This is a genomic window from Streptomyces sp. NPDC025806, from assembly GCF_055558275.1.
This window is the reverse complement of sequence record NZ_JBVHMU010000013.1, coordinates 167777-189407: the sequence shown is the minus strand read 5'-3', so window position 1 is coordinate 189407 and position 21631 is coordinate 167777. Positions and strand designations below refer to the sequence as shown.

The following is a 21631-nucleotide window of genomic DNA, read 5'->3' as shown; positions in this document are numbered from 1 at the left end:
CCTGCCGGGTCTGATCCGCACGGACGGCTGAGGCCCGCCGGGGCGCGGAATCGTGGGGCCCGGCGCGGATGTCTCGGCGCGGCCGGGGGCGGACCCATGGTCGGCGCACCGTTTGGGTCCGGGCCGGTCCCGGGGCCGCGGACGATTCCAGGCGCGCGGAGCTTTCGCCGCAGGGTGGGAGAGGCGCCGTACGCCGGCGACGTGCCGGGTCTGGGCTGAGGCCCGCCAGGGTGCGGAGCCAGGGGGCCCGGCGTGAACGCCTCGCAGCGGCCGACTTCCCAGGCCCCCCGGGGGGTGGGTCAGAACCCGTGTGGGGCCGAGGCCGCGCGGACCAGGCCCTCGGTGACTCGCGCGTCCTCGCCCATCTCCGGATGCCACTGCACCCCGATCACCCAGGACATGCCGGGCAGTTCGACGGCCTCCACCGTGCCGTCCGCCGCGTGCGCCGAGGCCACCAGGCCCCGGCCCAGCCGGTCGACGGCCTGGTGGTGATAGGTCGGGACCTCGGACGGCTCGGGCACCAGCTCGCCGAACCGGGTGCCCGGCACCGAGGTCACCGTGTGCCGGCCGAACACGCCGGTCTCCTTCACATGCCCCTCGATGTGCTGCGTCAGCGTCCCGCCGAGCGCCACGTTCAGCAGCTGCATGCCCCGGCAGATCCCCAGCAGCGGAGTGCCGGAGGTCAACGCGGCGCGGATCAGGGCCAGTTCCCACGCGTCCCGCTCGGGCGCGGCCGGCCCCGTACGCGGATCGCGCGCGGCCCCGTACTTGCCGGGCTCCACGTCCGGGCCGCCCGCGACCACCAGTCCGTCGAGCCGCGCGACCACCGAGGGGGCGTGCCGCGGATCGTCCGGCGGGACCATCGCGGCCAGTCCGCCGGAGCGCTGCACGATCTGCGGATAGCCGGCCGGGAGCAGCGCCGCGGGCAGCTCCCACACGCCCCAACTGGCCTTGTTCTCCAGATAGGTGCTGATGCCGATCAGCGGCCTGCTCACCATCGTGCTGTGCTCCCCGGGTCGGTCGCCGCGCCCTCGAACTGCCCTTCAGGGCCGGTCAGGGGCCGAGGGTACGAGATCGCCGTGCGGGGCGCGGTCGCGTTCAGCATGCGGTCACCGCGCCGGTCGGGCAATGGCCTGAACCCGTACCTTTGGTCAGGTCAGGAAGCCGCGCAGGAGCGCCGCCGTGCCGGCGCAGTGCTCGCGCATCACCTCACGCGCGCCGTCCGCGTCCCCGTCGAGCACCGCCTCCACCAGCGCGGTGTGCTGGCGCTGCGAGTGCTCCAGGTTCCGCACGAGCAGCGGGATGCAGTCGAGCAGGTCGTTCACCCCGGCGCGGACCGCCGCGTACTGCGCGGCCAGGGACGGGGATCCGGAGAGCTCCGCGAGGGTGAGGTGCAGGAGCGTGTCGCGGCGCCGGTACTCGGCCAGCGGAGCGTCATGGGTGCCGGCGAGCGCCGCCCGCAGCCGGCCGGCCTGCTCCGGGGCGAGTCCGTGCGCCGCGCACAGCCCGGCCGCGCCGACCTCCAGGACCTCACGGAAGCGCAGTGTGTCCTCCACGTCGACGCCCTCGACCCGGCGCCGCAGTTCGGTCTCGCCCGCCGCCTCCGGCCGGGGCCGCACGAACGTGCCGCCGTAGCGCCCGCGCCGCGACTCGACCAGGCCCTGGTCCTGCAGCACCTTCAGGACCTCCCGCAGCGTCACCCGGCTGATGCCGAGCCGCTCCGCCAACTCCCGCTCGGCGGGCAGCCGTTCACCCCCCGGCACCAGACCGAGCCGGACGACCTGGAGGATCTGCTCCAGCGCCTCCTCGAACCCGTTCCCCGCGCGCACCGGCCGCAGCACCGCGGCGTACGACCTGTCGAGCGACATATGGACGGGTCCCCTTCCCAGCAATGGTTGCGCGCAATACCTTATGACTCCCGGCCGTCCAGAAGCATCCCCGAGGAGGCTTTCACCGTGGCAGACCGCACACCCCCGCTGACCGTCGAGGAGTTGCACGCCCTGGTCGCGAGCGGCGAGATCGACACGGTCGTCCTGGCCTTCCCCGACATGCAGGGCCGGCTCCAGGGCAAGCGGTTCGCCGCCCGCTTCTTCCTCGACGAGGTCCTCCACCACGGCACCGAGGGCTGCAACTACCTGCTGGCCGTCGACACCGAGATGAACACCGTCGACGGCTTCGCGATGTCCTCCTGGGACCGCGGCTACGGCGACTTCGCGATGCACCCCGACCTGAGCACCCTGCGCCGGGTCCCCTGGAACGAGGGCACGGCCCTGCTCGTCGCCGACCTCGCCTGGGAGGACGGCTCGCCCGTCGTCGCCGCGCCCCGGCAGATCCTGCGCCGCCAGCTCGACCGGCTCGCGGAGCTCGGCCTGACCGCCCAGGTCGGCACCGAGCTGGAGTTCATCGTCTTCAAGGACACCTACGAACAGGCCTGGGACGCGAACTACCGCGGCCTCACCCCGGCCAATCAGTACAACATCGACTACTCCGTCCTCGGCACCGGCCGCATCGAACCCCTGCTGCGCCGCATCCGCAACGAGATGGCGGGCGCGGGCCTCACCGTCGAGTCCGCCAAGGGCGAGTGCAACCCGGGCCAGCACGAGATCGCCTTCCGCTACGACGAGGCCCTCGTCACCTGTGACCAGCACGCCATCTACAAGACGGGCGCCAAGGAGATCGCCGCGCAGGAAGGCGCCTCGCTCACCTTCATGGCGAAGTACAACGAGCGCGAGGGCAACTCCTGCCACATCCACTTCTCGCTCACCGACGCCGACGGCGCCCCCGCGTTCGCGGGCGACGACCCCGACGGCATGAGCCCGCTCATGCGGCACTTCCTCGCGGGCCAGCTCGCCGCCCTGCGCGACTTCTCCCTCCTGTACGCCCCGAACATCAACTCGTACAAGCGGTTCCAGCCCGGCTCCTTCGCGCCGACCGCCGTCGCCTGGGGCCACGACAACCGGACCTGCGCGCTGCGCGTCGTCGGCCACGGCCGCTCGCTCCGCTTCGAGAACCGGCTGCCCGGCGGCGACGTCAACCCGCACCTCGCCGTCGCGGGCCTGATCGCCGCCGGACTGCACGGAGTGGAGCAGGGCCTCGAACTCCCCGACGCCTGCCCGGGGAACGCGTACGCCGCCGCGTACGAGCACGTCCCCACCACCCTGCGCGAGGCCGCCGAACTGTGGGCGAACAGCCCGGTCGCGAAGGCCGCCTTCGGCGACGAGGTCGTCGCCCACTACCTGAACACGGCGCGGGTCGAGCTCGACGCGTACGACGCCGCCGTCACCGACTGGGAGCTCCGCCGAGGATTCGAGAGGCTGTGACCTTGTCCGACCGGAACACCGACCCGAGCACGCTGACCGTCCTGAACCCCGCCACCGAAGAGGTGGTCGCCACCGTCCCCGCCGCCGACGCGGCCGACACCGACCGGGCCGTACGCCGCGCGGTCACCGCCCAGCGCGCCTGGGCCGCGGCGGCCCCCGCCGACCGCGCCCGCCTCCTGCGCCGCTTCGCCGACACCGTCGACGCCCACCTCGAAGAACTCGCGCAACTGGAGGTCCGCGAGGCCGGACACCTCGTCGGCAACGCCCGCTGGGAGGCGGGCAACGTCCGCGACCTGCTGCTCTACGCGGCCGGCGGCGCCGAACGCCTCAACGGCGCGCAGATCCCCGCCCCCGGCGGCTGGAACATCACCTTCCACGAACCGCTCGGCGTCGTCGGCGTCATCGCCCCCTGGAACTTCCCGATGCCGATCGCCGCCTGGGGCGCCGCCCCCGCCCTCGCGGCCGGCAACGCGGTCGTCCTCAAACCGGCCGAGACCACCCCGCTCACCGCCCTGCGCCTGGCCGAGCTCGCCCTGGAGGCCGGCCTGCCCGAGCACCTGTTCCAGGTGCTGCCCGGCCACGGGAGCGTCACGGGCCGCGCCCTCGTCGACCACCCCGACGTCGCGAAGATCGTCTTCACCGGCTCGACCCGCACCGGCCGCGAGGTCATGGAGCGCTGCGCCGCGCGGATCAAGCCCGTCACCCTCGAACTCGGCGGCAAGAGCCCCAACATCGTCTTCGCCGACGCCGACCTCGGCTCCGCCCTCGACCCCTTCTCCTTCCTCGACAACTCCGGCCAGGACTGCTGCGCCCGCACCCGGATCCTCGTCCAGGAATCCGTGTACGAGGAGGCCGTCGCCCGCCTCACGGACGCGATCGGCGCCGTCGTCGTCGGCGACCCGCTCGACGAGAAGACACAGATGGGCCCGCTCATCTCCCGCCAACAGCTGGACCGCGTACGGCACTTCGTGGCCGACGACGCCCCCGCCGTCCGCGGCACCGCGCCCGGCGGTCCCGGCTTCTGGTTCCCGCCGACCGTCCTCACCGGCGAGGCGCCCGACTCCCAGGCCGCCGTCGAGGAGATCTTCGGCCCCGTCGCCGTCCTGCTGCCCTTCACCGACGAGGCCGAGGCGATCCGGCTCGCCGACGCCGGCCCGTACGGCCTCTCCGGCTCCATCTGGACCCGGGACGTGGGCCGCGCCCTGCGCGTCAGCGCCGCCGTCCGCGCCGGGAACCTGTCCGTCAACTCGCACTCCAGCGTCCGCTACTGGACCCCGTTCGGCGGCTTCAAACAGTCCGGCCTCGGCCGCGAACTCGGCCCCGACGCCCTGACCGCCTTCACCGAGACCAAGAACGTCTTCCTGAGCACGGAGGCCTGATCACCCCATGACCAAGGACATCGTCTGCCGCCGTCTCGTCGGCCGCACCGCCGTCATCACCGGAGCCGGCAGCGGCATCGGCCTCGCCACCGCCCACCGCCTCGCCTCCGAAGGCGCCCACGTCGTCTGTGGCGACATCGACGCCGCCGCCGGAAAGAGCGCGGCCGACGCCGTCGGCGGCACCTTCGTCCAGGTCGACGTCACCGACGCCGAACAGGTCGAGGCCCTGTTCCGCACCGCGTACGAGACCTACGGCTCCGTCGACATCGCCTTCAACAACGCCGGCATCTCGCCCCCCGACGACGACTCCATCCTCGACACCGGCCTCGAAGCCTGGAAGCGCGTCCAGGAGGTCAACCTCACCTCCGTCTACCTGTGCTGCAAGGCCGCCATCCCCTACATGCGGGAACAGGGCCGGGGCTCCATCATCAACACGGCCAGCTTCGTGGCCCGGATGGGCGCCGCCACCTCCCAGATCTCCTACACCGCGTCCAAGGGCGGCGTCCTCGCCATGTCCCGCGAACTCGGCGTCCAGTTCGCCCGCGAGGGCATCCGGGTCAACGCCCTGTGCCCCGGACCCGTCGACACCCCGCTCCTGCAAGAGTTGTTCGCCAAGGACCCGGAGCGCGCCGCGCGCCGCCTCGTGCACATCCCGGTCGGCCGCTTCGCCCGGGCCGACGAGATCGCGGCGGCCGTCGCCTTCCTCGCCAGCGACGACTCCTCGTTCGTCAACGCCACCGACTTCCTCGTCGACGGCGGCATCGCCGGCGCGTACGTGACGCCTCTCTAGACCCCGCCGCAACACACGGAGTCGGCACCCTCGGCACGCCCCACAGGTTCATGTACGGTCCACTCGCATGCGTAACAGACATGTTGCCGCGTGGACTTCGGCCGCGGTCGCCGCACTCATGGCGGCCGCGACCCTGACCACCCCCGCGGCCGCCGCCACGTCCGCACCCACCACCCCCACGACCGCCCGGCACTGCCCGCAGCTGTCGCAGAAGCTCCCCTGGTACGGGGACAACCGGGCGAAGCTCCAGCGCGTGATCGACGAACGCGGCACCTGCGCGGGCCACCGCGGCCCGCGCCCCGTCGCCGCCTTCGACTGGGACAACACCGTCTCCAAGAACGACGTCACCGACGCGACCATCGCCTGGTCGCTGAAGCACGACAAGATCCTGCGCCCCGGCCGCTGGAAGGACACCAGCCGCTGGATGACCGACGAGGCCGACCGCGCGCTCACCGCCGCGTGCGGCACCGCCGTGCCCGTCGGCGCCCCGCTGCCCACCTCCACCGACACCGACTGCACGGACGAGATCTTCAACATCCGTGAGTCCGGCAGGACGATGAGCGGCGCCGCCGCCTTCGCCGGCACGTGGAACCACCGCCGCACCGTGCCCCAGTACGCCTGGGTCCCGCAGCTCTTCGCCGGACACACCGTCCCCGAGCTCGAGTCCTACGCGGCCGCCGCCCGCGAGGAGGCCCTCGCCGCCCCCGTCGGCGCCACCCAGAAACTCGGCACCCACACCATCCCCGGCTACGTCCGCTACTACGAACAGCAGCGCGACCTCATCCGCACGCTCCAGCGCGCCGGGTTCGACGTCTACATCGTCTCCGCCGGCTCCGAACCGGTCACCGAGGTGTGGTCGAAGGGTGTCGGCATCGACCGCGCGCACACCATCGCCATCCGCTCTGTCCTCGACGAGCGAGGCCGCATCACGCCGTACAACGAGGGCTGCGGCGGCGTCCCGATCAACAAGGGCGAGGCCATCCCGTACATCGACGGCAAGCGCTGCTGGATCAACCAGGACATCTTCCACATCAAGGGGAAGGCGGCCTGGGAGCAGCAGCGCTGGGGCAAGCGCATCGCCCTCGGCGGCGGCGACGCAGACACCGACGTCACCTTCGTCGGCGACGCGACCGGCGCGCACCTCGTCCTGAACCGGAACAAGAACGAGATCATGTGCCGCGCCTACGACAACGCCGACGGACGCTGGGTCGCCAACCCGATGTTCATCGAGCCGCTGCCGCGCAAGTCCGGCACCTACCCGTGCTCCACGGCGGCCTGGAACCGCCCCGAGGGCGGCTTCGGCCCCCTCCTGCGCGAGGACGGCACAACGGTGCCGGATCAGGCCGACTCCGCGTACCAGGCGGTGACGGAGTACTGATCATCAGGGCGGCGCCTTAGAGTGCCGGGATGAGCATGACGCCGCCGCCGGGCTGGTACCCGGATCCCAAGGCCCCGTCCACCGAACGCTGGTGGGACGGGGCCGCGTGGACCCAGCACCGCAGGCAGCCGGCCCCGCAGGGACCTCCGCCGCCCCCGCCCCCGCCCGCGCCGCAGCCGTCCTCCGGCGGCGGGCGCGGCAAGGTCGTGGCCGTGATCGCCGCCGGCGTCGCCCTCGTCACAGCGATCGTCGCCGGCGGCATCGTCGCCTTCGGGGGCGACGAGGAGGACCCCAAGACCCGTACGGCCCCCTCGTCCGCGCAGCCCTCCGCGCCGCCGCAGTCCTCCGAGGCCGTGAGCAGCGCCCCGGCGCCCTCGCCCAGCGAGGACCCCTCACGCGTCACCGACGAGCTCAACGGCATCACGCTGCCCGTCCTGGACGGCTGGCAGAAGGCCGAGAACGTCGCCGACGACTACACGTTCATCACCACGCCGGACACCTACGACTGCCCCTTCGACCAGGGCATGTGCCGCCGCGGCACTGTCTCCACGCACACCGTCACCAGCACCGACGAGACCGACCCCGAGAAGCTGGCGAAGGACGACGTCAAGGATGCCGCCGACCGGGCCTACGACACCGACTCCATCGGGCGGCGCCCCTTCGGCGGCATGACCGGACACAAAGTCGTCGCGTCCCGGCAGATCGGGGTCGCCGGGCGCGCGGGCTGGCTCGTGCGCTGGAAGGTCACCACCGCCGAGGGCGCCGGCGGCTACGTCCAGTCCGTGGTCTTCCCGTCCAGCTCCGGCTCCGAGGCGCTCGTCGCGGTCCGCTGCACCCTCGACGTGAGCTCCGAGTCCCCGCCGCTCACCGACCTCGACAAGATCGTCAAGGGCATCCGCGCGGTCGACGGCACCGGCGGCGGGGGAGTGGGCAGCACCGTCGGCCCGAGCCAGTAGGCACCCGGAGGGCTACAGGAACGTGTAGCCCTCGCCGCGGTACGTCGGCACCGTCTCCGTCACCGTGTCCCCGGACACCAGGTGCAGCACCTCGAACCGCTCGCACAGCTCACCGGCCTTCGCGTGCCGGAACCACACCTTGTCGCCGATCAGCAGATCGTCGGCCGCCGCGCCGAGCAGCGGCGTCTGCACCTCGCCCGGGCCCTCCTGCGCGTCGTAGCGCAGCCCCTCCGGCAGATACGGCACCGGCAGCCGGTCCGGGCCCGCCGCGCCCGAGGCCGGATAGCCGCCGCCGAGCACGGTCACCACGCCGACCCCGGGCCGGCGCACCACCGGCTGGGCGAACAGCGCGGCGGGACGCGCGCTGAACGACGTGTAGTTGTCGAAGAGCCGCGGCACGTACAGCCCCGACCCGGCCGCGATCTCCGTCACCGCGTCCTCGGCCGCCGTGTGCTGCACGCTGCCCGTGCCGCCCCCGTTCACGAACTCCAGGTCCGGAACCACCGCGCGCACCGCCCGCACCACCTCGGCCCGGCGCACCGCCAGCTCCTTGCGCGCCGCCGCCTGCATCAGCCGGATCGCCCGCGAGCGCACCGGCCGCCCCGCGACCGCGTCCCCGACCCCGGCCACATGGCCCTCGTACGCCATCAGGCCGACCAGCCGGAACCCGGGCCGCCGGTCCACCACACGGGCCAGCTCGGCGAGTTGCTCCGGCGTGCGCAGCGGAGAGCGCAGCGCGCCGATCCGGACCCGACCGCCCAGCACCCGCCACGACGTGTCGAGCTCCAGGCACACCCGGATCTCCTCGCGACCGCCGTCGCGCGCCGCGTCGATCAGCTTCAGCTGCGCCGGGTCGTCGACCATCACGGTGACCGCGCCGGCCAGCTTCGGATCGTGCGCGAGCTCCGCGAAACCGCTCCGGTCCGCCGACGGGTATGCGAGCAGCACGTCCTCCACGCCCGAGCGCGCGAGCCAGATCGACTCGGCCAGCGTGAACGACATGACCCCGGCGAACCCGTCCTTCGCCAGCACCCGCTCCAGCAGGGTCCGGCACCGGACCGACTTGCTCGCCACCCGGACCGGCTTGCCCGCCGCACGGCGGACCAGGTCCTCGGCGTTGGCGTCGAAGGCGTCGAGGTCGACGATCGCCACGGGGGCGTCGAGATGTGCGGTGGCCCGGTCGAAGCGGGCGCGGTCGGCGGCGCGCGGTGTCATGGCCGAAGCCTGCCAGACCTGATTACCGCAGGGTAGAGGGACGATCCGGGCAGATCGGCCGAGCCCGCCGCCTGGGGACCCGCTGACCTGCCCTGGCCCGTTAGAGTGACGCGCACGCAGGCTGACGAAACGGGGAGGCATGAGCACGGAAGCCCGGCGCGTCCCGCCACGCCCTGCCCAACCTCCCGCGACGGTCCCCCCGTTGCCCTCGACGCCCCCGCCCCCCACCGCCTCCTCGCGCTTCCCGGACGACGCCCCGAAGCGCCCGGCGACGCCTCCTCCCCCCACCCCGTCCTCCCGCTTCCCGGACACCCCTCCGCAACCGGCGCCGGGCACGGACAGCCCCGCCAGGAGCGCGACCGGCCGCGCCGGCGCCGCACCCACCTCTCACGGCGCGCAGTCGGTCCCGCTCCCGCCGGAGGCCCCCGCCACCGAGACCACGACCCGCCTGCGCCCGATCCCGCCCCACCCGGGCACGGGCCCGCACACCCCGCCCCCGCCCCGCCGGGCCCCGGGCCGCGTCGACCTCACCCCGGACCCGACCACCGCGGGCCGCCCCTTCGTCCCCTCACCACCCCCTCCGCGCCAGTACGACGACCGCACCACCCGCCTGCGCCCCCTCGGCCACCTGACCCACCGCATCGCACCCCGCGCTGCCGCCGCCGCGGCCTGCCTGGTGCTCGGCATGGGCCTGCTCGGCGGCGCCACCACCGGCTTCCTGCTGACCGGCGAGGACGACGGCCCCGCCGTCTCCGCGCAGACCACGTACCACGACGCCGCCGCTCTGTGGCACAGCGTCCCGGTCGACACCCTGTTCCCGCGCACGCTCAAGGGCGAGGGCGCGGGCCCCGGCGGCTCCGACCGCACCTGGACCCGGATCGCCGTCGCCCCCGACAGCGGCTGCGCCAAGGCCCTCGACCCGCTGCTCCACAAGGCCCTGCGCTCCGCCGGCTGCCTGCGCCTGCTGCGCGCCACCTACGTCGACGCCACCCAGAGCAGCGTCACCACCGTCGGCCTGCTCTTCACCAAGGCCGACGCCGAGGCCACCCAGGCACTGCACGGCCGGTTCACCGAGCAGGGCCTGGACCGCCGCGACGACCTCATGCCCCGCCCCTACGCCGCCGAGGGCACCCCCGCCGCCGGCTTCGGCGACGCCCAGCGCGCCTCCTGGACGATCCACGTCCTCACCGACGCCCCGGTCGTCGTCTACGCCGTCTCCGGTTTCGCCGACGGACGCACCGTCGCCGACCCGCAGCCCGCCGCCGAGGCCATGAAGCAGGGCGCCGGCAGCGCCCCCGCCCAGGCCGGACTCGGCCACGAGGCCCAGGGCGTCGCCGACCGGATCGAGCGCGGGCTGCGCAAGGCCGTCCAGAAGTCCATGGAGCAGCCGTCATGACCCGCCGCGCCCACCGGATCGCCCTCGTCACCGCCACCGCGGCCGCCGTCGCCCTGGTCCCGTCGACCGCAGCGCACGCCGACGCGGTCCGCGCCCAGCAGTGGGGCCTCGCCGCGATGCACACCCAGGAGGCCTGGCGCACCACCAAGGGCCGGGGCATCACGGTCGCGGTCCTCGACACGGGCGTCGACGACCGCCACCCCGACCTCGAGGGCAACGTCCTCACCGGCAAGGACCTCGTCGGATTCGGCGCCGAGCGCGGCGACCGCCCCTGGGCCCGCCACGGCACCGCCATAGCAGGCATCATCGCCGGTCACGGGCACGGCGAGGGCGACGGCGACGGTGTCGTCGGCGTCGCCCCCGAAGCGCGGATCCTGCCCGTGCGCGTCATCCTGGAGGACGGCGACCCCGCCCGGGCCAAGGCCCGCGAGACCCGAGGCGACGCCCTCGCCCGGGGCATCCGCTGGGCCGTCGACCACGGCGCCGACGTCATCAACCTCTCGCTGGGCGACGACTCCGACACCGCCCACCCCGAGGCCGACGAGGACGCCGCCGTCCAGTACGCGCTGAAGAAGGGCGTCTCCGTCGTGGCCTCCGCGGGCAACGGCGGCGAGAAGGGCGACCACATCTCGTACCCGGCCGCCTACCCGGGCGTCATCACCGCCACCGCGGTCGACTCCTCCGGCACCCGCGCCTCGTTCTCCACCCGTCGCTGGTACGCCACGGTCGCCGCCCCCGGCCGCAACATCGTCACCGCCGACCCCGACCGCAAGTACTACTCGGCCTGGGGCACCAGCGCCGCCTCCGCGTTCGTATCCGGCGCCGTCGCCCTGGTCCGCGCCGCGCACCCGGGCCTGGACCCCGCCCAGATCAAGAAGCTCCTGGAGGACACCGCCCAGAACCCGCCGTCGGGCGGCCGGGACGACTCGCGCGGCTACGGCCTCGTCGACCCGGCCGCCGCGATCCGCGCCGGCGCGAAGCTCAAACCGAAGGGCCTGACCTCGGCCGCGTACGGAGACCGGTACTTCGGCCCGGGCCCCGACGACCCGGACGACGCCGCGGGCACCCCCTGGGCCGGCCCGGTCGCGGGCGGCCTCGGCGTCCTGCTCCTCGGCACAGCCGTCTACCTCTGGCGAGGCCACCGCCTCAGCCGCCGCCGCTGACGACGCCCACCGCCGCGCGCGCCACCGCCTCCACCACCGCGACCCCGGCGTCCATCGTCGGGCTTCCGTCGGACAGCACGGCCACCAGGGCATGCCGCCCGTCCGCGCGCACCCGCCCGACGCTGTTCACGACCCACAGTCCGGTGGTGCTGCGCGGCAGCCAGCCGTTCTTCAGCTCGGCGGCGCCGGCCGCCGACACGCCCCACGCCTGCCCGGGCACGACCCGGCCCATCAGCTCCCGGACCCAGGACCGCGAAGCCGCGCTCAGGACCAGCCCGTCACCGACCCCGAACACCTGCCGGAGCAGCGCGACCTGATCACCGGCCGTCGTCCGCGTCAGCCCCCACAAGGGCCCGGCCCCGCCCGCGGTCCCGGTCAGCCCGAGCCGCGCGTGCGCCGCGTCGAGCCCCTCCGCCCGCCCCAGGGCGTCCCAGAGCTCGGTCGTCGCCGCGTTGTCGCTGCGCTCGATCATCGCGGCGGCCAGCGCCCGCTCCCGCGCGGTCGGCTCCCGCCCCGCGTCCTGCGCGCTCAGCAGCAGCGCGCACAGCACACCGAGCTTCACGACACTCGCCGTGTCGTAGGTGCCCCCGTCCGGCGCGTACGCGGCCGATCCGCCGCCCGCCACATCGAGCACCGCGACCGACAGCCGCCCACCGTGCCCCTCGACGACGGGGTCCACGGCTGCGGCGAGGGCGGAGTCCATGGCGCAGACGGTAGTGCCCGCCCGGTGCGAGGGTCCGCCGCGGTGCGGTCCGGGCCCGCTCGGTAGGGTCGGTGAACGTGGCGAACAAGAACATTCCCGACCCCGGCTACTCCGACGACGACGGCTCCGCGGACCCGCGTCTCGCCGAGGCCCTGGCCGCCTGGTCGGCCGACCGCAGCGCGCACGGCCCGGTCCTGGCCGCCCTCAAGGACGCCCGCCTGCTCGTGCCCATCGTGGCCGTGCTCGGCGAGGTCGAGGAGGACGAGAACGGGCTGCGCCGCGAGAAGACCAGCGACATGGCGGTCCCGACCCTCAAGGCCGGCGACCGCAAGGCGCTGCCCGCCTTCACCTCGACCGCGTCCCTCGCCCTGTGGGACCCCGCCGCCCGCCCGGTCGCCGTCCCGCTGCACCAGGCGCTCCAGGCCGCCGCCCACGAGAAGGCCGACACCGTCGTCATCGACCTCGCCGGCCCGGTCCCGTACGAGCTGACGGGCCCCGCCCTGTACGCGCTCGCGGAGGGGCGCACCGACACGGACCCGCTGGCCGACCCCGCGGTCGTGGAGGCGGTGCGCACCGCGGTCGCCGCCGAGCCCGCGATCGTCCGCGCCCACCTGGGCCCGGGCCCCTCCAGCGGCACCGACGGCACCCTCGCCCTCGTCCTCGACGCGGACGCCGACGTCCAGGCGACCGCCCGCTCCCTCGCGGCGCGCGTCGCCGCCGACGAAACACTGAGGGCCCGCCTGGTGGGCGGCCTCGACCTGGCACTGCTGCCGGCCGGGACCACGCCCTCCGGCGAGCCCTTGTACGTGCGCCCCTGAGGAGCGCACGGGTCACGTTCTCACGTCAGCCGTAGACGGCGCCCGTGTACTTCTCACCCGGGCCCTGGCCGGGCTCGTCCGGCACGATCGAGGCCTCGCGGAAGGCGAGCTGCAGCGACTTCAGGCCGTCCCGCAGCGGAGCCGCGTGGAACGAGCTGATCTCGGTGGCGCTCGCGTCGAGCAGACCGGCGAGGGCGGACACCAGCTTCCGTGCCTCGTCGAGGTCCTTGTGGGCGTCGCCCTCCTCGGTGAGGCCCAGCTTCACCGCGGCGGCGCTCATCAGGTTCACCGCGACCGTCACGATGACCTCGACGGCGGGCACCTCCGCGATGTCGCGGGTCAGGGCGTCGTAGTCGGGCGTGTCGGGGGCGTCGGGGGCAGCAGCGGGGGTCGCGTCACTCATGGGCTCCACGATATGCGGACCGCGGCCGGCGTCGCGCCGCGCACCCGGTTGGGACCACCGCCCAAGTGCTGCTAACCTTGTGTGACGACCGGCCGGATGCCCACGTCCTCGTGACCCAGGTGACCGGCCCACAAGTGGAGGCTCCGATCTCCCACCTGGCCGCCCTCAGGGCGGCGGGTCACCGGTCAGACGGCCACCATCGTTCCGTACGGACGATGGAGCCGTCCGAACAGCGCCCCGCGGTCCGCCGTGGCGGTGTTCCGGTAAGTCTTGGAGCCCCGCCTGTGTACCGTCCGGGGCATTTTCTGTGTCTCGGCGCGGTTGGTACTTACGTAACAGACGTTACGCGGCGGTCCGCCAGACCGTCGTGTGGTGCTACCGAGGAGGATCCATCAGCGCCGAGCCCCGCATCAACGACCGGATTCGCGTTCCCGAAGTGCGACTTGTCGGTCCCAGCGGCGAGCAGGTCGGGATTGTTCCGCTTGCCAAGGCCCTTGAGCTTGCTCAGGAGTACGACCTCGACCTGGTCGAGGTGGCGGCGAACGCCCGTCCGCCCGTCTGCAAGCTCATGGACTACGGGAAGTTCAAGTACGAATCGGCCATGAAGGCCCGTGAGGCGCGCAAGAACCAGGCGCACACGGTCATCAAGGAGATGAAGCTCCGGCCGAAGATCGACCCGCACGACTATGACACCAAGAAGGGTCACGTCGTCCGGTTCCTCAAGCAGGGCGACAAGGTCAAGATCACGATCATGTTCCGTGGTCGCGAGCAGTCCCGGCCGGAGCTCGGCTACCGACTGCTGCAGCGTCTCGCGGAGGACGTCCAGGACCTCGGTTTCGTCGAGTCGAACCCGAAGCAGGACGGCCGAAACATGATCATGGTTCTCGGTCCGCACAAGAAGAAGACCGAGGCCATGGCCGAGGCCCGTGAGGCGCAGGCCGCACGTAAGGCCGACGCGAAGGCCAACCCGGGCAAGTCGCAGAACGCGGCTGAGACCGAGGCCGAGACCCAGGTCGAGGCCGACGTCGAAGCCCCCGCCGAGGCTCCTGCCGAGGCATGATCCGACGGCGCACAGCCTGTGCGCCCCGGATACCAACTGACACAACTGACGTTCCCCCACGGCCGGTCCGGGCCTCTGGCACGGACCGGCCGGGAGCGCCACTGACGAGGAGAGAACGGCGCTATGCCGAAGAACAAGTCGCACAGCGGTGCCAGCAAGCGCTTCAAGATCACCGGCTCCGGCAAGGTGCTCCGTGAGCGCGCCGGCAAGCGCCACCTGCTCGAGCACAAGTCGTCCCGCGTGACGCGTCGCCTCACCGGCAACGCCGAGATGGCCCCGGGCGACGCCGCGAAGATCAAGAAGCTTCTCGGCAAGTGATGCTCGGGTGCTGAGCACCCTGAGCATCGACTGACCGGGACCTATTCGAATTCGGGTCGGGTGAAGACAACCCCGGCCCCGCTACAAGGAGTTACAAAGTGGCACGCGTCAAGCGCGCGGTGAACGCGCACAAGAAGCGTCGGGCGATCCTCGAGGCCGCCAGCGGCTACCGCGGTCAGCGTTCGCGCCTGTACCGCAAGGCCAAGGAGCAGGTCACCCACTCCCTGGTCTACAACTACAACGACCGCAAGAAGCGCAAGGGCGACTTCCGTCAGCTGTGGATCCAGCGCATCAACGCCGCTGCCCGCCAGAACGGCATGACGTACAACCGCCTCATCCAGGGTCTGAAGGCCGCCAACATCGAGGTGGACCGCAAGATCCTCGCGGAGCTGGCCGTCAACGACATCAACGCGTTCGCCGCGCTGGTCGAGGTTGCGCAGAAGGCGCTTCCGGCCGACGTGAACGCGCCCAAGGCTGCCGCCTGAGCGCTCCGCTGAGCCGGACGTGATATTCGGACCCGCAAGCCGAGCGCTTGCGGGTCCGAGTGCGTTCGGCAGCCCGTCTGCCCCGTTGTTGTCGTCTGCCGTGTGCGGGTCCGTTGTGGCTGGTCGCGCAGTTCCCCGCGCCCCTTCGGGGGCGCTTGCCCCTAGGTGAGTCCTCATGGTTAGCCCCGAACTGATCTCTCCCAAGTCGTCTCGTGTCTCCGCCGCCCGGCGGCTCGGGAAGCGGAATTTCCGGGGGAAGGAGCGGTTGTTCCTCGCCGAGGGGCCGCAGGCCGTGCGGGAGGCCGCCGCGCACGGCGGGCTCGTCGAGATGTTCACCACCGTCGACGCCGCGGAGCGCTACGCCGACATCGTGGGTGAGGCCCACGCCGCCGGCGCCGGGGTGCACCTCGCCGACGAGAGCGTCATCGCCGACATCTCCACCACCGTCACCCCGCAGGGCCTCGTCGGTGTCTGCCGCTTCCTGGACACGCCGTTCGAGGAGATCCTCGCCGCCCGGCCGAAGCTGGTCGCCGTCCTCGCCCACGTCCGCGACCCCGGGAACGCCGGCACCGTGCTGCGCTGCGCCGACGCCGCGGGCGCCGAGGCCGTGATCCTCACCGACGCCTCCGTCGACCTCTACAACCCGAAGGCCGTCCGTGCCTCGGTCGGCTCCCTGTTCCATCTGCCGGTCGCCGTCGGCGTCCCCGTCGAGCAGGCCGTCGCCGGACTCAAGGCCGCCGGCGTGCGCATCCTCGCCGCCGACGGTGCCGGGGACGACGACCTCGACGACGAACTCGACCAGGGCACCATGGGCACCCCGACCGCCTGGGTCTTCGGCAACGAGGCCTGGGGCCTGCCCGAGGAGACCCGCTCCCTCGCCGACGCCGTCGTCCGCGTCCCCATCCACGGCAAGGCCGAGAGCCTCAACCTCGCGACCGCCGCCGCCGTGTGCCTGTACGCGTCCGCGCGGGCACAGCGCGCGCCCGGAGGGTGCCGGTCCGTCACGTCCAGCTAGTAGGGTGACGGACTCGGGGCCCACTGCGCCGTTTCGAGAGGTGGGGTACGGGGAGATGACAGTCCGCACCAGCAGGCCCGCGCGGGTGAGCGACCCCGCGGGACCCGGCCTGGACCCCGACGACCTCTCCGACGGGCTCGTCGTCGCCGACGAGGGCGGCCGTGTCGTCTGCTTCAACGCCGCCGCCGAGCGCATCACCGCCGTCCCCGCCGAGCGCGCCCTGGGCGCCCCGCTGGAGCGTGCGCTGCCGCTGGAGGACCTGGAGGGCCGGCGCTGGTGGCAGCTCACCGACCCGTACGGCGGACTCGCGATCCGGGTCGGCCAGCCCGAGCGGAACCTGCTGCTGCCCGGCGGCCGGGAGGTCCTCGTCACCGCCCGGTACGTGCGCAGCCGCCCCACCGGTCCCGTGCGCCGGGTCGTCGTCTCGATCCGCGACACCGAGGCCAGGCGCCGCACCGAGCGCAGTCACGCCGAGCTGATCGCCACCGTCGCCCACGAACTGCGCTCCCCGCTCACCTCCGTCAAGGGGTTCACCGCGACCCTGCTCGCGAAGTGGGAGCGGTTCACCGACGAGCAGAAGCGGCTCATGCTGGAGACCGTCGACGCCGACGCCAACCGCGTGACCCGGCTGATCGCCGAGCTGCTCGACATCTCCCGTATCGACTCCGGCCGGCTGGAGGTGCGCCGCCAGCCCGTCGACGTGGCGGCCGCCGTCTCCCGGCACATCCAGGCCCACGTCGCCTCCGGACAGCCCGCCGACCGGTTCCTGCTCCGGGTCACCCAGCCGCTGCCCAGGGTGTGGGCCGACCCCGACAAGGTCGACCAGGTCCTCAGCAATCTCCTGGAAAACGCGGTGCGCCACGGTGAGGGAACCGTCACCATAGACGTCGAGCCCACCGACCCCGTCGGCGCGTCGGTCACCGTGAGCGACGAGGGGCCCGGCATCCCGGAGGAGTCCATGAACCGCGTCTTCACCCGCTTCTGGCGGGGCAGCAAGCGCGGCGGCACCGGGCTCGGCCTGTACATCGTGAAGGGCATCGTCGAGGCCCACGGGGGTTCGATCACGGTCGGGCGCGCGCCCGGCGGCGGCGCCCGGTTCCGATTTATGCTGCCCGTGGCCACGCCGGCGTATCTCAACGCCTGAGCAGACCGGCCCCACGGGCGCAGTCACCCACCTCACCCCCGCTAGACTCGTCCTTTGGCACATTGCGTCTCCAGATCAGAGACGGTTCGTCCCAAAGACAGGGACGCGTCGCAGACGGGGCCATCCGCCAGCCAATCGGAAGCACGGGAAGAGATGTCGGCACCGAACAAGTCGTACGACCCTGTCGAGGTCGAGGCACTGAAACCGGAAGAGATCGAGCGCGTGCGGGACGAGGCGCTCGCCGCCTTCGCCGCCGCGGACTCGCTCGAGGCGCTTCAGGAGGCCAAGGTCGCGCACTCCGGCGGCACCTCGCCGCTGTCGCTCGCCAACCGCGAGATCGGCGCGCTGCCGCCGCAGGCCAAGGCCGCGGCCGGAAAGCTCGTCGGGCAGGCCCGCGCCGCCGTCGGCCGGGGCCTCGCCGCCCGCCAGGCCGAGCTGGAGGCCGAGCGCGACGCGCGCGTCCTGGTCGAGGAGGCCGTGGACGTCACGCTGCCCTACGACCGTGTGCCCGAGGGCGCCCGGCACCCGCTCACCACCATGATGGAGCGCGTCGCCGACGTGTTCGTGTCCATGGGGTACGAGATCGCGGAGGGCCCCGAGGTCGAGGCGGAGTGGTTCAACTTCGACGCCCTGAACTTCACGCCGGACCACCCGGCCCGGCAGATGCAGGACACGTTCTTCGTCGCCGGCCCCGAGGGCCGCGAGAAGACGGTCGGCGACGAGTCCGGTGTCGTGCTGCGCACGCACACCTCGCCCGTCCAGGCCCGCACGCTGCTCGACCGTGAGCCGCCCGTGTACGTGGTCTGCCCCGGCCGCGTCTTCCGTACGGACGAGCTGGACGCCACGCACACCCCGGTCTTCCACCAGATCGAGCTGCTCGCCGTGGACGAGGGCCTCACCATGGCCGACCTGAAGGGCACCCTGGACCACATGGTCCAGGCGCTGTTCGGCGCCGACATGAAGACCCGGCTGCGCCCCAACTACTTCCCGTTCACCGAGCCGTCCGCCGAGATGGACATGGTCTGCTACGTGTGCCGCGGCGCGTCCGTCGGCAACCCGGACCGTCCGTGCCGCACCTGCGGCAGCGAGGGCTGGATCGAGCTGGGCGGCTGCGGCATGGTCAACCCGCGGGTCCTCGTGGCCTGCGGCGTCGACCCCGAGAAGTACAGCGGCTTCGCCTTCGGGTTCGGCATCGAGCGGATGCTGATGTTCCGCCACAACGTGGAAGACATGCGAGACATGGTCGAGGGTGACGTCCGGTTCACCCGGCCGTTCGGGATGGAGATCTGATGCGGGTCCCGCTTTCTTGGCTGCGGGAGTACGTCGACCTGCCGGCCACCGAGACCGGTCGCGACGTACAGGAGAAGCTGGTCAAGGTCGGCCTCGAGGTCGAGACCGTCGAACAGCTCGGCGCGGACATCAAGGGCCCCCTCGTGGTGGGCCGGGTGCTGACCATCGAGGAGCTGGAGGGCTTCAAGAAGCCGATCCGCTTCTGCACCGTCGACGTCGGCCAGGCCAACGGCACCGGTGAGCCCCAGGAGATCGTCTGCGGCGCCCGGAACTTCCAGGCCGGCGACAAGGTCGTCGTGGTGCTGCCCGGCGCCGAGCTGCCCGGCGGCTTCGCGATCGCCGCGCGCAAGACGTACGGCAAGACCTCGCACGGCATGATCTGCTCCACCGACGAGCTGGGCATGGGCGACGACGGCACGCACGGCATCATCGTGCTGCCGCCGGAGACCGAGGTCGGCCGCGACGCCATCGAGCTGCTCCAGCTCGTGGACGAGGTCCTCGACATCGCCGTCACGCCGGACCGCGGCTACTGCCTGTCCCTGCGCGGCATCGCCCGCGAGACCGCCATCGCGTACGGGCTGCCGCTGCGCGACCCGGCGCTCCTGGACGTCCCCGCGCCGAACGCGCACGGCTACCCGGTCCAGGTCTCCGACCCCATCGGCTGCGACCGCTTCACCGCGCGCACCGTCACCGGTCTGAGCCCCGAGGCCCGCTCGCCGATCTGGCTGCAGCGCCGCCTGCAGAAGGCCGGCATGCGCCCGATCTCGCTCGCCGTCGACGTCACGAACTACGTGATGCTCGAGCTCGGCCAGCCGCTGCACGCCTACGACCGTTCCCTCGTACAGGGCACGATCGGGGTGCGCCGCGCCACGCAGGGCGAGCAGCTCACCACGCTCGACGGCGTCAAGCGCGTCCTCGACGCCGAGGACCTGGTCATCACCGACGAGCGCGGCCCCATCGGCCTCGCCGGCGTGATGGGCGGCGCGAACACGGAGATCGCGGACCACTCGGAGGACGCCGGCACCACCGACGTCGTCATCGAGGCCGCACACTTCGACGCGATCACCATCGCCCGCACCGCGCGCCGTCACAAGCTGACCTCCGAGGCGTCCAAGCGCTTCGAGCGCGGCGTCGACCCGATGGCCGCCTCCGCGGCAGCCCAGCGCGTCGTCGACCTCCTGGTGCTGCTCGCCGGCGGCACCGCCGAGGAGGGCGTCACCGAGGTCATCTCCCCGGGCGCCCCGCGCACCATCTCGATCCCGGCCGACCACCCGGACAAGGTCGCGGGCGTCGCCTACGGCCGCGAGACCGTCGTGCGCCGCCTCCAGCAGGTCGGCTGCGACGTCTACGGGCAGGACGAGCTGGTCGTCACGGTGCCGTCCTGGCGCCCCGACCTGACCGACCCGAACGACCTGGCCGAAGAGGTCATCCGGCTCGAGGGCTACGAGAACCTGCCCTCGACCCTGCCGAAGCCCCCCGCGGGCCGCGGCCTGACCGAGCGCCAGCGGCTGCACCGCCGCGTCGGCCGCGCCCTGGCCGGCGCCGGCTACGTGGAGGCGCTGAACTACCCGTTCATCGGCGCCGCCGCCCTCGACGCCCTCGGCATCGAGGCGGACGACGCCCGCCGCGTCACGGTCGACCTGGTCAACCCGCTGTCCGACGAGGAGCCCTCGCTCCGTACGACGCTGCTGCCGGGCCTGCTCGGCGCGCTGCGCCGCAACGACGGGCGCGGCAGCCACGACCTGGCGCTCTTCGAGACGGGCCTGGTGTTCCGGCCGACCGGCCAGGAGCACAAGGCGGTCCGGCTGCCCGTCGACCGCCGGCCCACCGACGAGGAGATCGCCGAGCTGACCACGGCGCTGCCGCGCCAGCCGCGCCGCGCCGCCGTCGTCCTCGCGGGCGCCCGCGAGCAGGCCGGCTGGTGGGGCAAGGGCTACCCGGCCACCTGGGCCGACGCCGTCGAGTCCGCCCGGATCGTCGCCCGCGAGGCCGGCGTCGAGCTGACCGTCCGCGCCGACCAGCACGCGCCGTGGCACCCGGGCCGCTGCGCCGCGCTGTACGCGACGGTGGACGGCACGGAGACGCTCGTCGGCCACGCCGGTGAGCTGCACCCGCGCGTCGTCAAGGCGCTGCACCTGCCCGAGCGCACCTGCGCGATGGAGATCGAGCTCGACCTCGTCGAGCAGGCCTCCACCGGCGCGCTCCAGGCCCCGCGGATCTCCACGTTCCCCGTGGCCACGCAGGACGTCGCGCTCGTCGTCGGCAAGGACGTGCCGACCGCGGTCGTCGAGGACGCCCTGCGCACCGGTGCCGGTGAACTGCTGGAGGCGGTCCGCCTGTTCGACGTGTACGAGAACGCGGAGCAGCTCGGCGAGGACAAGAAGTCCCTCGCCTACGCCCTGCGCTTCCGTGCCGCCGACCGGACCCTGACGGTCGAGGAGGCCAGCGCCGCGCGTGACGCGGCGGTCGCCCACGCGGCCGAGACCACGGGCGCGGTGCTGCGCGGCGCCTGACGCCACGGCAGGAAACGACGAAGGGGCGCATCCGGATCACCGGATGCGCCCCTTCTTCTGTGGGACCACCTTCCGTGGACCGGAGGCCGGCCGCAGGATCGGCGCCGTCCGCCCGCCGCAGGAGTTGTCGGGCAGGCGAGCGGACGGACGGCGCGAGCGCGGGCCGTCGTCTGTACGAGGGGGAGCCGACGGCCCGGCCGGCCTCTCTTTCGAGGCAGTTCAGTCAAGCGGGCGGATACCGGGAGCAACAGCGTGCACACCGGCCGGAGTCGGGTATTCCGATCA

Annotated in this window: 20 protein-coding genes; 15 read left to right on the top strand and 5 right to left on the bottom strand. The window is 73.1% G+C overall.

Going from position 1 to position 21631, the window contains the following annotated elements:
* Nucleotides 1–299 precede the first annotated feature (299 nt).
* Nucleotides 300–998: a gamma-glutamyl-gamma-aminobutyrate hydrolase family protein gene (locus ACZ4E1_RS27975; RefSeq protein WP_467544291.1), complete on the bottom strand. Its 699-nt coding sequence runs from the start codon at nucleotides 996–998 to the stop codon at nucleotides 300–302.
* A 153-nt stretch (nucleotides 999–1151) separates the two neighbouring features.
* Nucleotides 1152–1868: a FadR/GntR family transcriptional regulator gene (locus tag ACZ4E1_RS27970; protein WP_467544289.1), complete on the bottom strand. Its 717-nt coding sequence runs from the start codon at nucleotides 1866–1868 to the stop codon at nucleotides 1152–1154.
* Between the two features lie 87 nt (nucleotides 1869–1955).
* Here ACZ4E1_RS27970 and ACZ4E1_RS27965 point away from each other — a divergent pair, with 87 nt between their 5' ends.
* The 5 genes from ACZ4E1_RS27965 to ACZ4E1_RS27945 all read left to right on the top strand — a co-directional run bounded on the left by ACZ4E1_RS27965 (nucleotide 1956) and on the right by ACZ4E1_RS27945 (nucleotide 7823).
* Nucleotides 1956–3320: a glutamine synthetase family protein gene (locus tag ACZ4E1_RS27965; RefSeq protein WP_467544286.1), complete on the top strand. Its 1365-nt coding sequence runs from the start codon at nucleotides 1956–1958 to the stop codon at nucleotides 3318–3320.
* A gap of 2 nt (nucleotides 3321–3322) precedes the next feature.
* Nucleotides 3323–4699 (top strand): aldehyde dehydrogenase family protein, encoded by a 1377-nt coding sequence (locus ACZ4E1_RS27960; protein ID WP_467544283.1) that lies wholly within the window; start codon nucleotides 3323–3325, stop codon nucleotides 4697–4699.
* 7 nt (nucleotides 4700–4706) lie between these two features.
* Nucleotides 4707–5489 (top strand): 3-oxoacyl-ACP reductase, encoded by a 783-nt coding sequence (locus tag ACZ4E1_RS27955; protein WP_467544280.1) that lies wholly within the window; start codon nucleotides 4707–4709, stop codon nucleotides 5487–5489.
* A gap of 67 nt (nucleotides 5490–5556) precedes the next feature.
* The gene (locus ACZ4E1_RS27950) at nucleotides 5557–6867 is read left to right on the top strand and encodes an HAD family hydrolase (protein WP_467544278.1); all 1311 of its coding nucleotides are present in this window, start codon (nucleotides 5557–5559) and stop codon (nucleotides 6865–6867) included.
* Between the two features lie 29 nt (nucleotides 6868–6896).
* Complete coding sequence (locus tag ACZ4E1_RS27945) at nucleotides 6897–7823, top strand: DUF2510 domain-containing protein (RefSeq protein WP_467544276.1); 927 nt, start codon at nucleotides 6897–6899, stop codon at nucleotides 7821–7823.
* Nucleotides 7824–7835: 12 nt separating this feature from the next.
* On the opposite strand, the gene ACZ4E1_RS27940 is transcribed toward ACZ4E1_RS27945, so the two are convergent.
* Nucleotides 7836–9038 (bottom strand): amino acid deaminase/aldolase, encoded by a 1203-nt coding sequence (locus ACZ4E1_RS27940; RefSeq protein ID WP_467544274.1) that lies wholly within the window; start codon nucleotides 9036–9038, stop codon nucleotides 7836–7838.
* Between the two features lie 202 nt (nucleotides 9039–9240).
* On the opposite strand from ACZ4E1_RS27940, the gene ACZ4E1_RS27935 reads away from it, so the two are divergent.
* Together ACZ4E1_RS27935 and mycP are read left to right on the top strand one after the other, a co-directional pair.
* On the top strand, nucleotides 9241–10434 hold the full coding sequence (locus tag ACZ4E1_RS27935) for a hypothetical protein (protein WP_467544271.1): 1194 nt from the start codon (nucleotides 9241–9243) through the stop codon (nucleotides 10432–10434).
* A complete protein-coding gene (gene mycP / locus ACZ4E1_RS27930; protein ID WP_467544269.1) occupies nucleotides 10431–11597 on the top strand; it encodes a type VII secretion-associated serine protease mycosin in 1167 nt (388 codons plus the stop codon). Before ACZ4E1_RS27935 ends, mycP begins: the two co-directional genes overlap by 4 nt.
* On the opposite strand, the gene ACZ4E1_RS27925 is transcribed toward mycP, so the two are convergent.
* Nucleotides 11581–12300 carry a serine hydrolase gene (locus ACZ4E1_RS27925; protein ID WP_467544267.1) on the bottom strand — a complete coding sequence of 240 codons (720 nt, stop codon included), beginning with the start codon at nucleotides 12298–12300 and terminating at the stop codon, nucleotides 11581–11583. The genes mycP and ACZ4E1_RS27925 overlap by 17 nt on opposite strands.
* Nucleotides 12301–12377: 77 nt before the next feature.
* Between ACZ4E1_RS27925 and ACZ4E1_RS27920 the strand changes: the two genes are divergently transcribed.
* Nucleotides 12378–13118, top strand: coding sequence for an SseB family protein (locus ACZ4E1_RS27920; protein ID WP_467544264.1), 741 nt, complete (start codon nucleotides 12378–12380; stop codon nucleotides 13116–13118).
* A 25-nt stretch (nucleotides 13119–13143) separates the two neighbouring features.
* Here ACZ4E1_RS27920 and ACZ4E1_RS27915 read toward each other — a convergent pair whose 3' ends face one another.
* Nucleotides 13144–13521: a DUF1844 domain-containing protein gene (locus ACZ4E1_RS27915; RefSeq protein WP_188339929.1), complete on the bottom strand. Its 378-nt coding sequence runs from the start codon at nucleotides 13519–13521 to the stop codon at nucleotides 13144–13146.
* Nucleotides 13522–13888: 367 nt separating this feature from the next.
* Between ACZ4E1_RS27915 and infC the strand changes: the two genes are divergently transcribed.
* The 7 genes from infC (at nucleotide 13889) to pheT (ending at nucleotide 21346) form a co-directional block, all read left to right on the top strand.
* Nucleotides 13889–14581 (top strand): translation initiation factor IF-3, encoded by a 693-nt coding sequence (gene infC, locus ACZ4E1_RS27910; protein ID WP_467544260.1) that lies wholly within the window; start codon nucleotides 13889–13891, stop codon nucleotides 14579–14581.
* A 123-nt stretch (nucleotides 14582–14704) separates the two neighbouring features.
* Nucleotides 14705–14899, top strand: coding sequence for a 50S ribosomal protein L35 (rpmI, locus tag ACZ4E1_RS27905; RefSeq protein ID WP_003977225.1), 195 nt, complete (start codon nucleotides 14705–14707; stop codon nucleotides 14897–14899).
* Nucleotides 14900–14997: 98 nt separating this feature from the next.
* Nucleotides 14998–15384 (top strand): 50S ribosomal protein L20, encoded by a 387-nt coding sequence (rplT, locus tag ACZ4E1_RS27900; RefSeq protein ID WP_017241732.1) that lies wholly within the window; start codon nucleotides 14998–15000, stop codon nucleotides 15382–15384.
* Nucleotides 15385–15559: 175 nt separating this feature from the next.
* Nucleotides 15560–16399, top strand: coding sequence for a TrmH family RNA methyltransferase (locus ACZ4E1_RS27895; protein WP_467544256.1), 840 nt, complete (start codon nucleotides 15560–15562; stop codon nucleotides 16397–16399).
* 55 nt (nucleotides 16400–16454) lie between these two features.
* Nucleotides 16455–17543 (top strand): sensor histidine kinase, encoded by a 1089-nt coding sequence (locus ACZ4E1_RS27890; RefSeq protein WP_467544253.1) that lies wholly within the window; start codon nucleotides 16455–16457, stop codon nucleotides 17541–17543.
* Between the two features lie 153 nt (nucleotides 17544–17696).
* The gene (gene pheS, locus ACZ4E1_RS27885; RefSeq protein WP_467544251.1) at nucleotides 17697–18833 is read left to right on the top strand and encodes a phenylalanine--tRNA ligase subunit alpha; all 1137 of its coding nucleotides are present in this window, start codon (nucleotides 17697–17699) and stop codon (nucleotides 18831–18833) included.
* Nucleotides 18833–21346, top strand: a complete 2514-nt coding sequence (gene pheT / locus ACZ4E1_RS27880) for a phenylalanine--tRNA ligase subunit beta (RefSeq protein WP_467544249.1) — start codon at nucleotides 18833–18835, stop codon at nucleotides 21344–21346. The genes pheS and pheT overlap by 1 nt, the downstream gene beginning before the upstream one ends.
* Nucleotides 21347–21631 lie beyond the last annotated feature (285 nt).

Coding starts and splice junctions, on each gene's coding strand:
- ACZ4E1_RS27975 (WP_467544291.1), bottom strand. CDS start 998: ATGGTGAGCAGGCCGCTGATCGGCATCAGCACCTATCTGGAGAACAAG.
- ACZ4E1_RS27970 (WP_467544289.1), bottom strand. CDS start 1,868: ATGTCGCTCGACAGGTCGTACGCCGCGGTGCTGCGGCCGGTGCGCGCG.
- ACZ4E1_RS27955 (WP_467544280.1), top strand. CDS start 4,707: ATGACCAAGGACATCGTCTGCCGCCGTCTCGTCGGCCGCACCGCCGTC.
- ACZ4E1_RS27950 (WP_467544278.1), top strand. CDS start 5,557: ATGCGTAACAGACATGTTGCCGCGTGGACTTCGGCCGCGGTCGCCGCA.
- ACZ4E1_RS27945 (WP_467544276.1), top strand. CDS start 6,897: ATGAGCATGACGCCGCCGCCGGGCTGGTACCCGGATCCCAAGGCCCCG.
- ACZ4E1_RS27940 (WP_467544274.1), bottom strand. CDS start 9,038: ATGACACCGCGCGCCGCCGACCGCGCCCGCTTCGACCGGGCCACCGCA.
- mycP (WP_467544269.1), top strand. CDS start 10,431: ATGACCCGCCGCGCCCACCGGATCGCCCTCGTCACCGCCACCGCGGCC.
- ACZ4E1_RS27925 (WP_467544267.1), bottom strand. CDS start 12,300: ATGGACTCCGCCCTCGCCGCAGCCGTGGACCCCGTCGTCGAGGGGCAC.
- ACZ4E1_RS27915 (WP_188339929.1), bottom strand. CDS start 13,521: ATGAGTGACGCGACCCCCGCTGCTGCCCCCGACGCCCCCGACACGCCC.
- rpmI (WP_003977225.1), top strand. CDS start 14,705: ATGCCGAAGAACAAGTCGCACAGCGGTGCCAGCAAGCGCTTCAAGATC.
- ACZ4E1_RS27895 (WP_467544256.1), top strand. CDS start 15,560: ATGGTTAGCCCCGAACTGATCTCTCCCAAGTCGTCTCGTGTCTCCGCC.
- ACZ4E1_RS27890 (WP_467544253.1), top strand. CDS start 16,455: ATGACAGTCCGCACCAGCAGGCCCGCGCGGGTGAGCGACCCCGCGGGA.
- pheS (WP_467544251.1), top strand. CDS start 17,697: ATGTCGGCACCGAACAAGTCGTACGACCCTGTCGAGGTCGAGGCACTG.
- pheT (WP_467544249.1), top strand. CDS start 18,833: ATGCGGGTCCCGCTTTCTTGGCTGCGGGAGTACGTCGACCTGCCGGCC.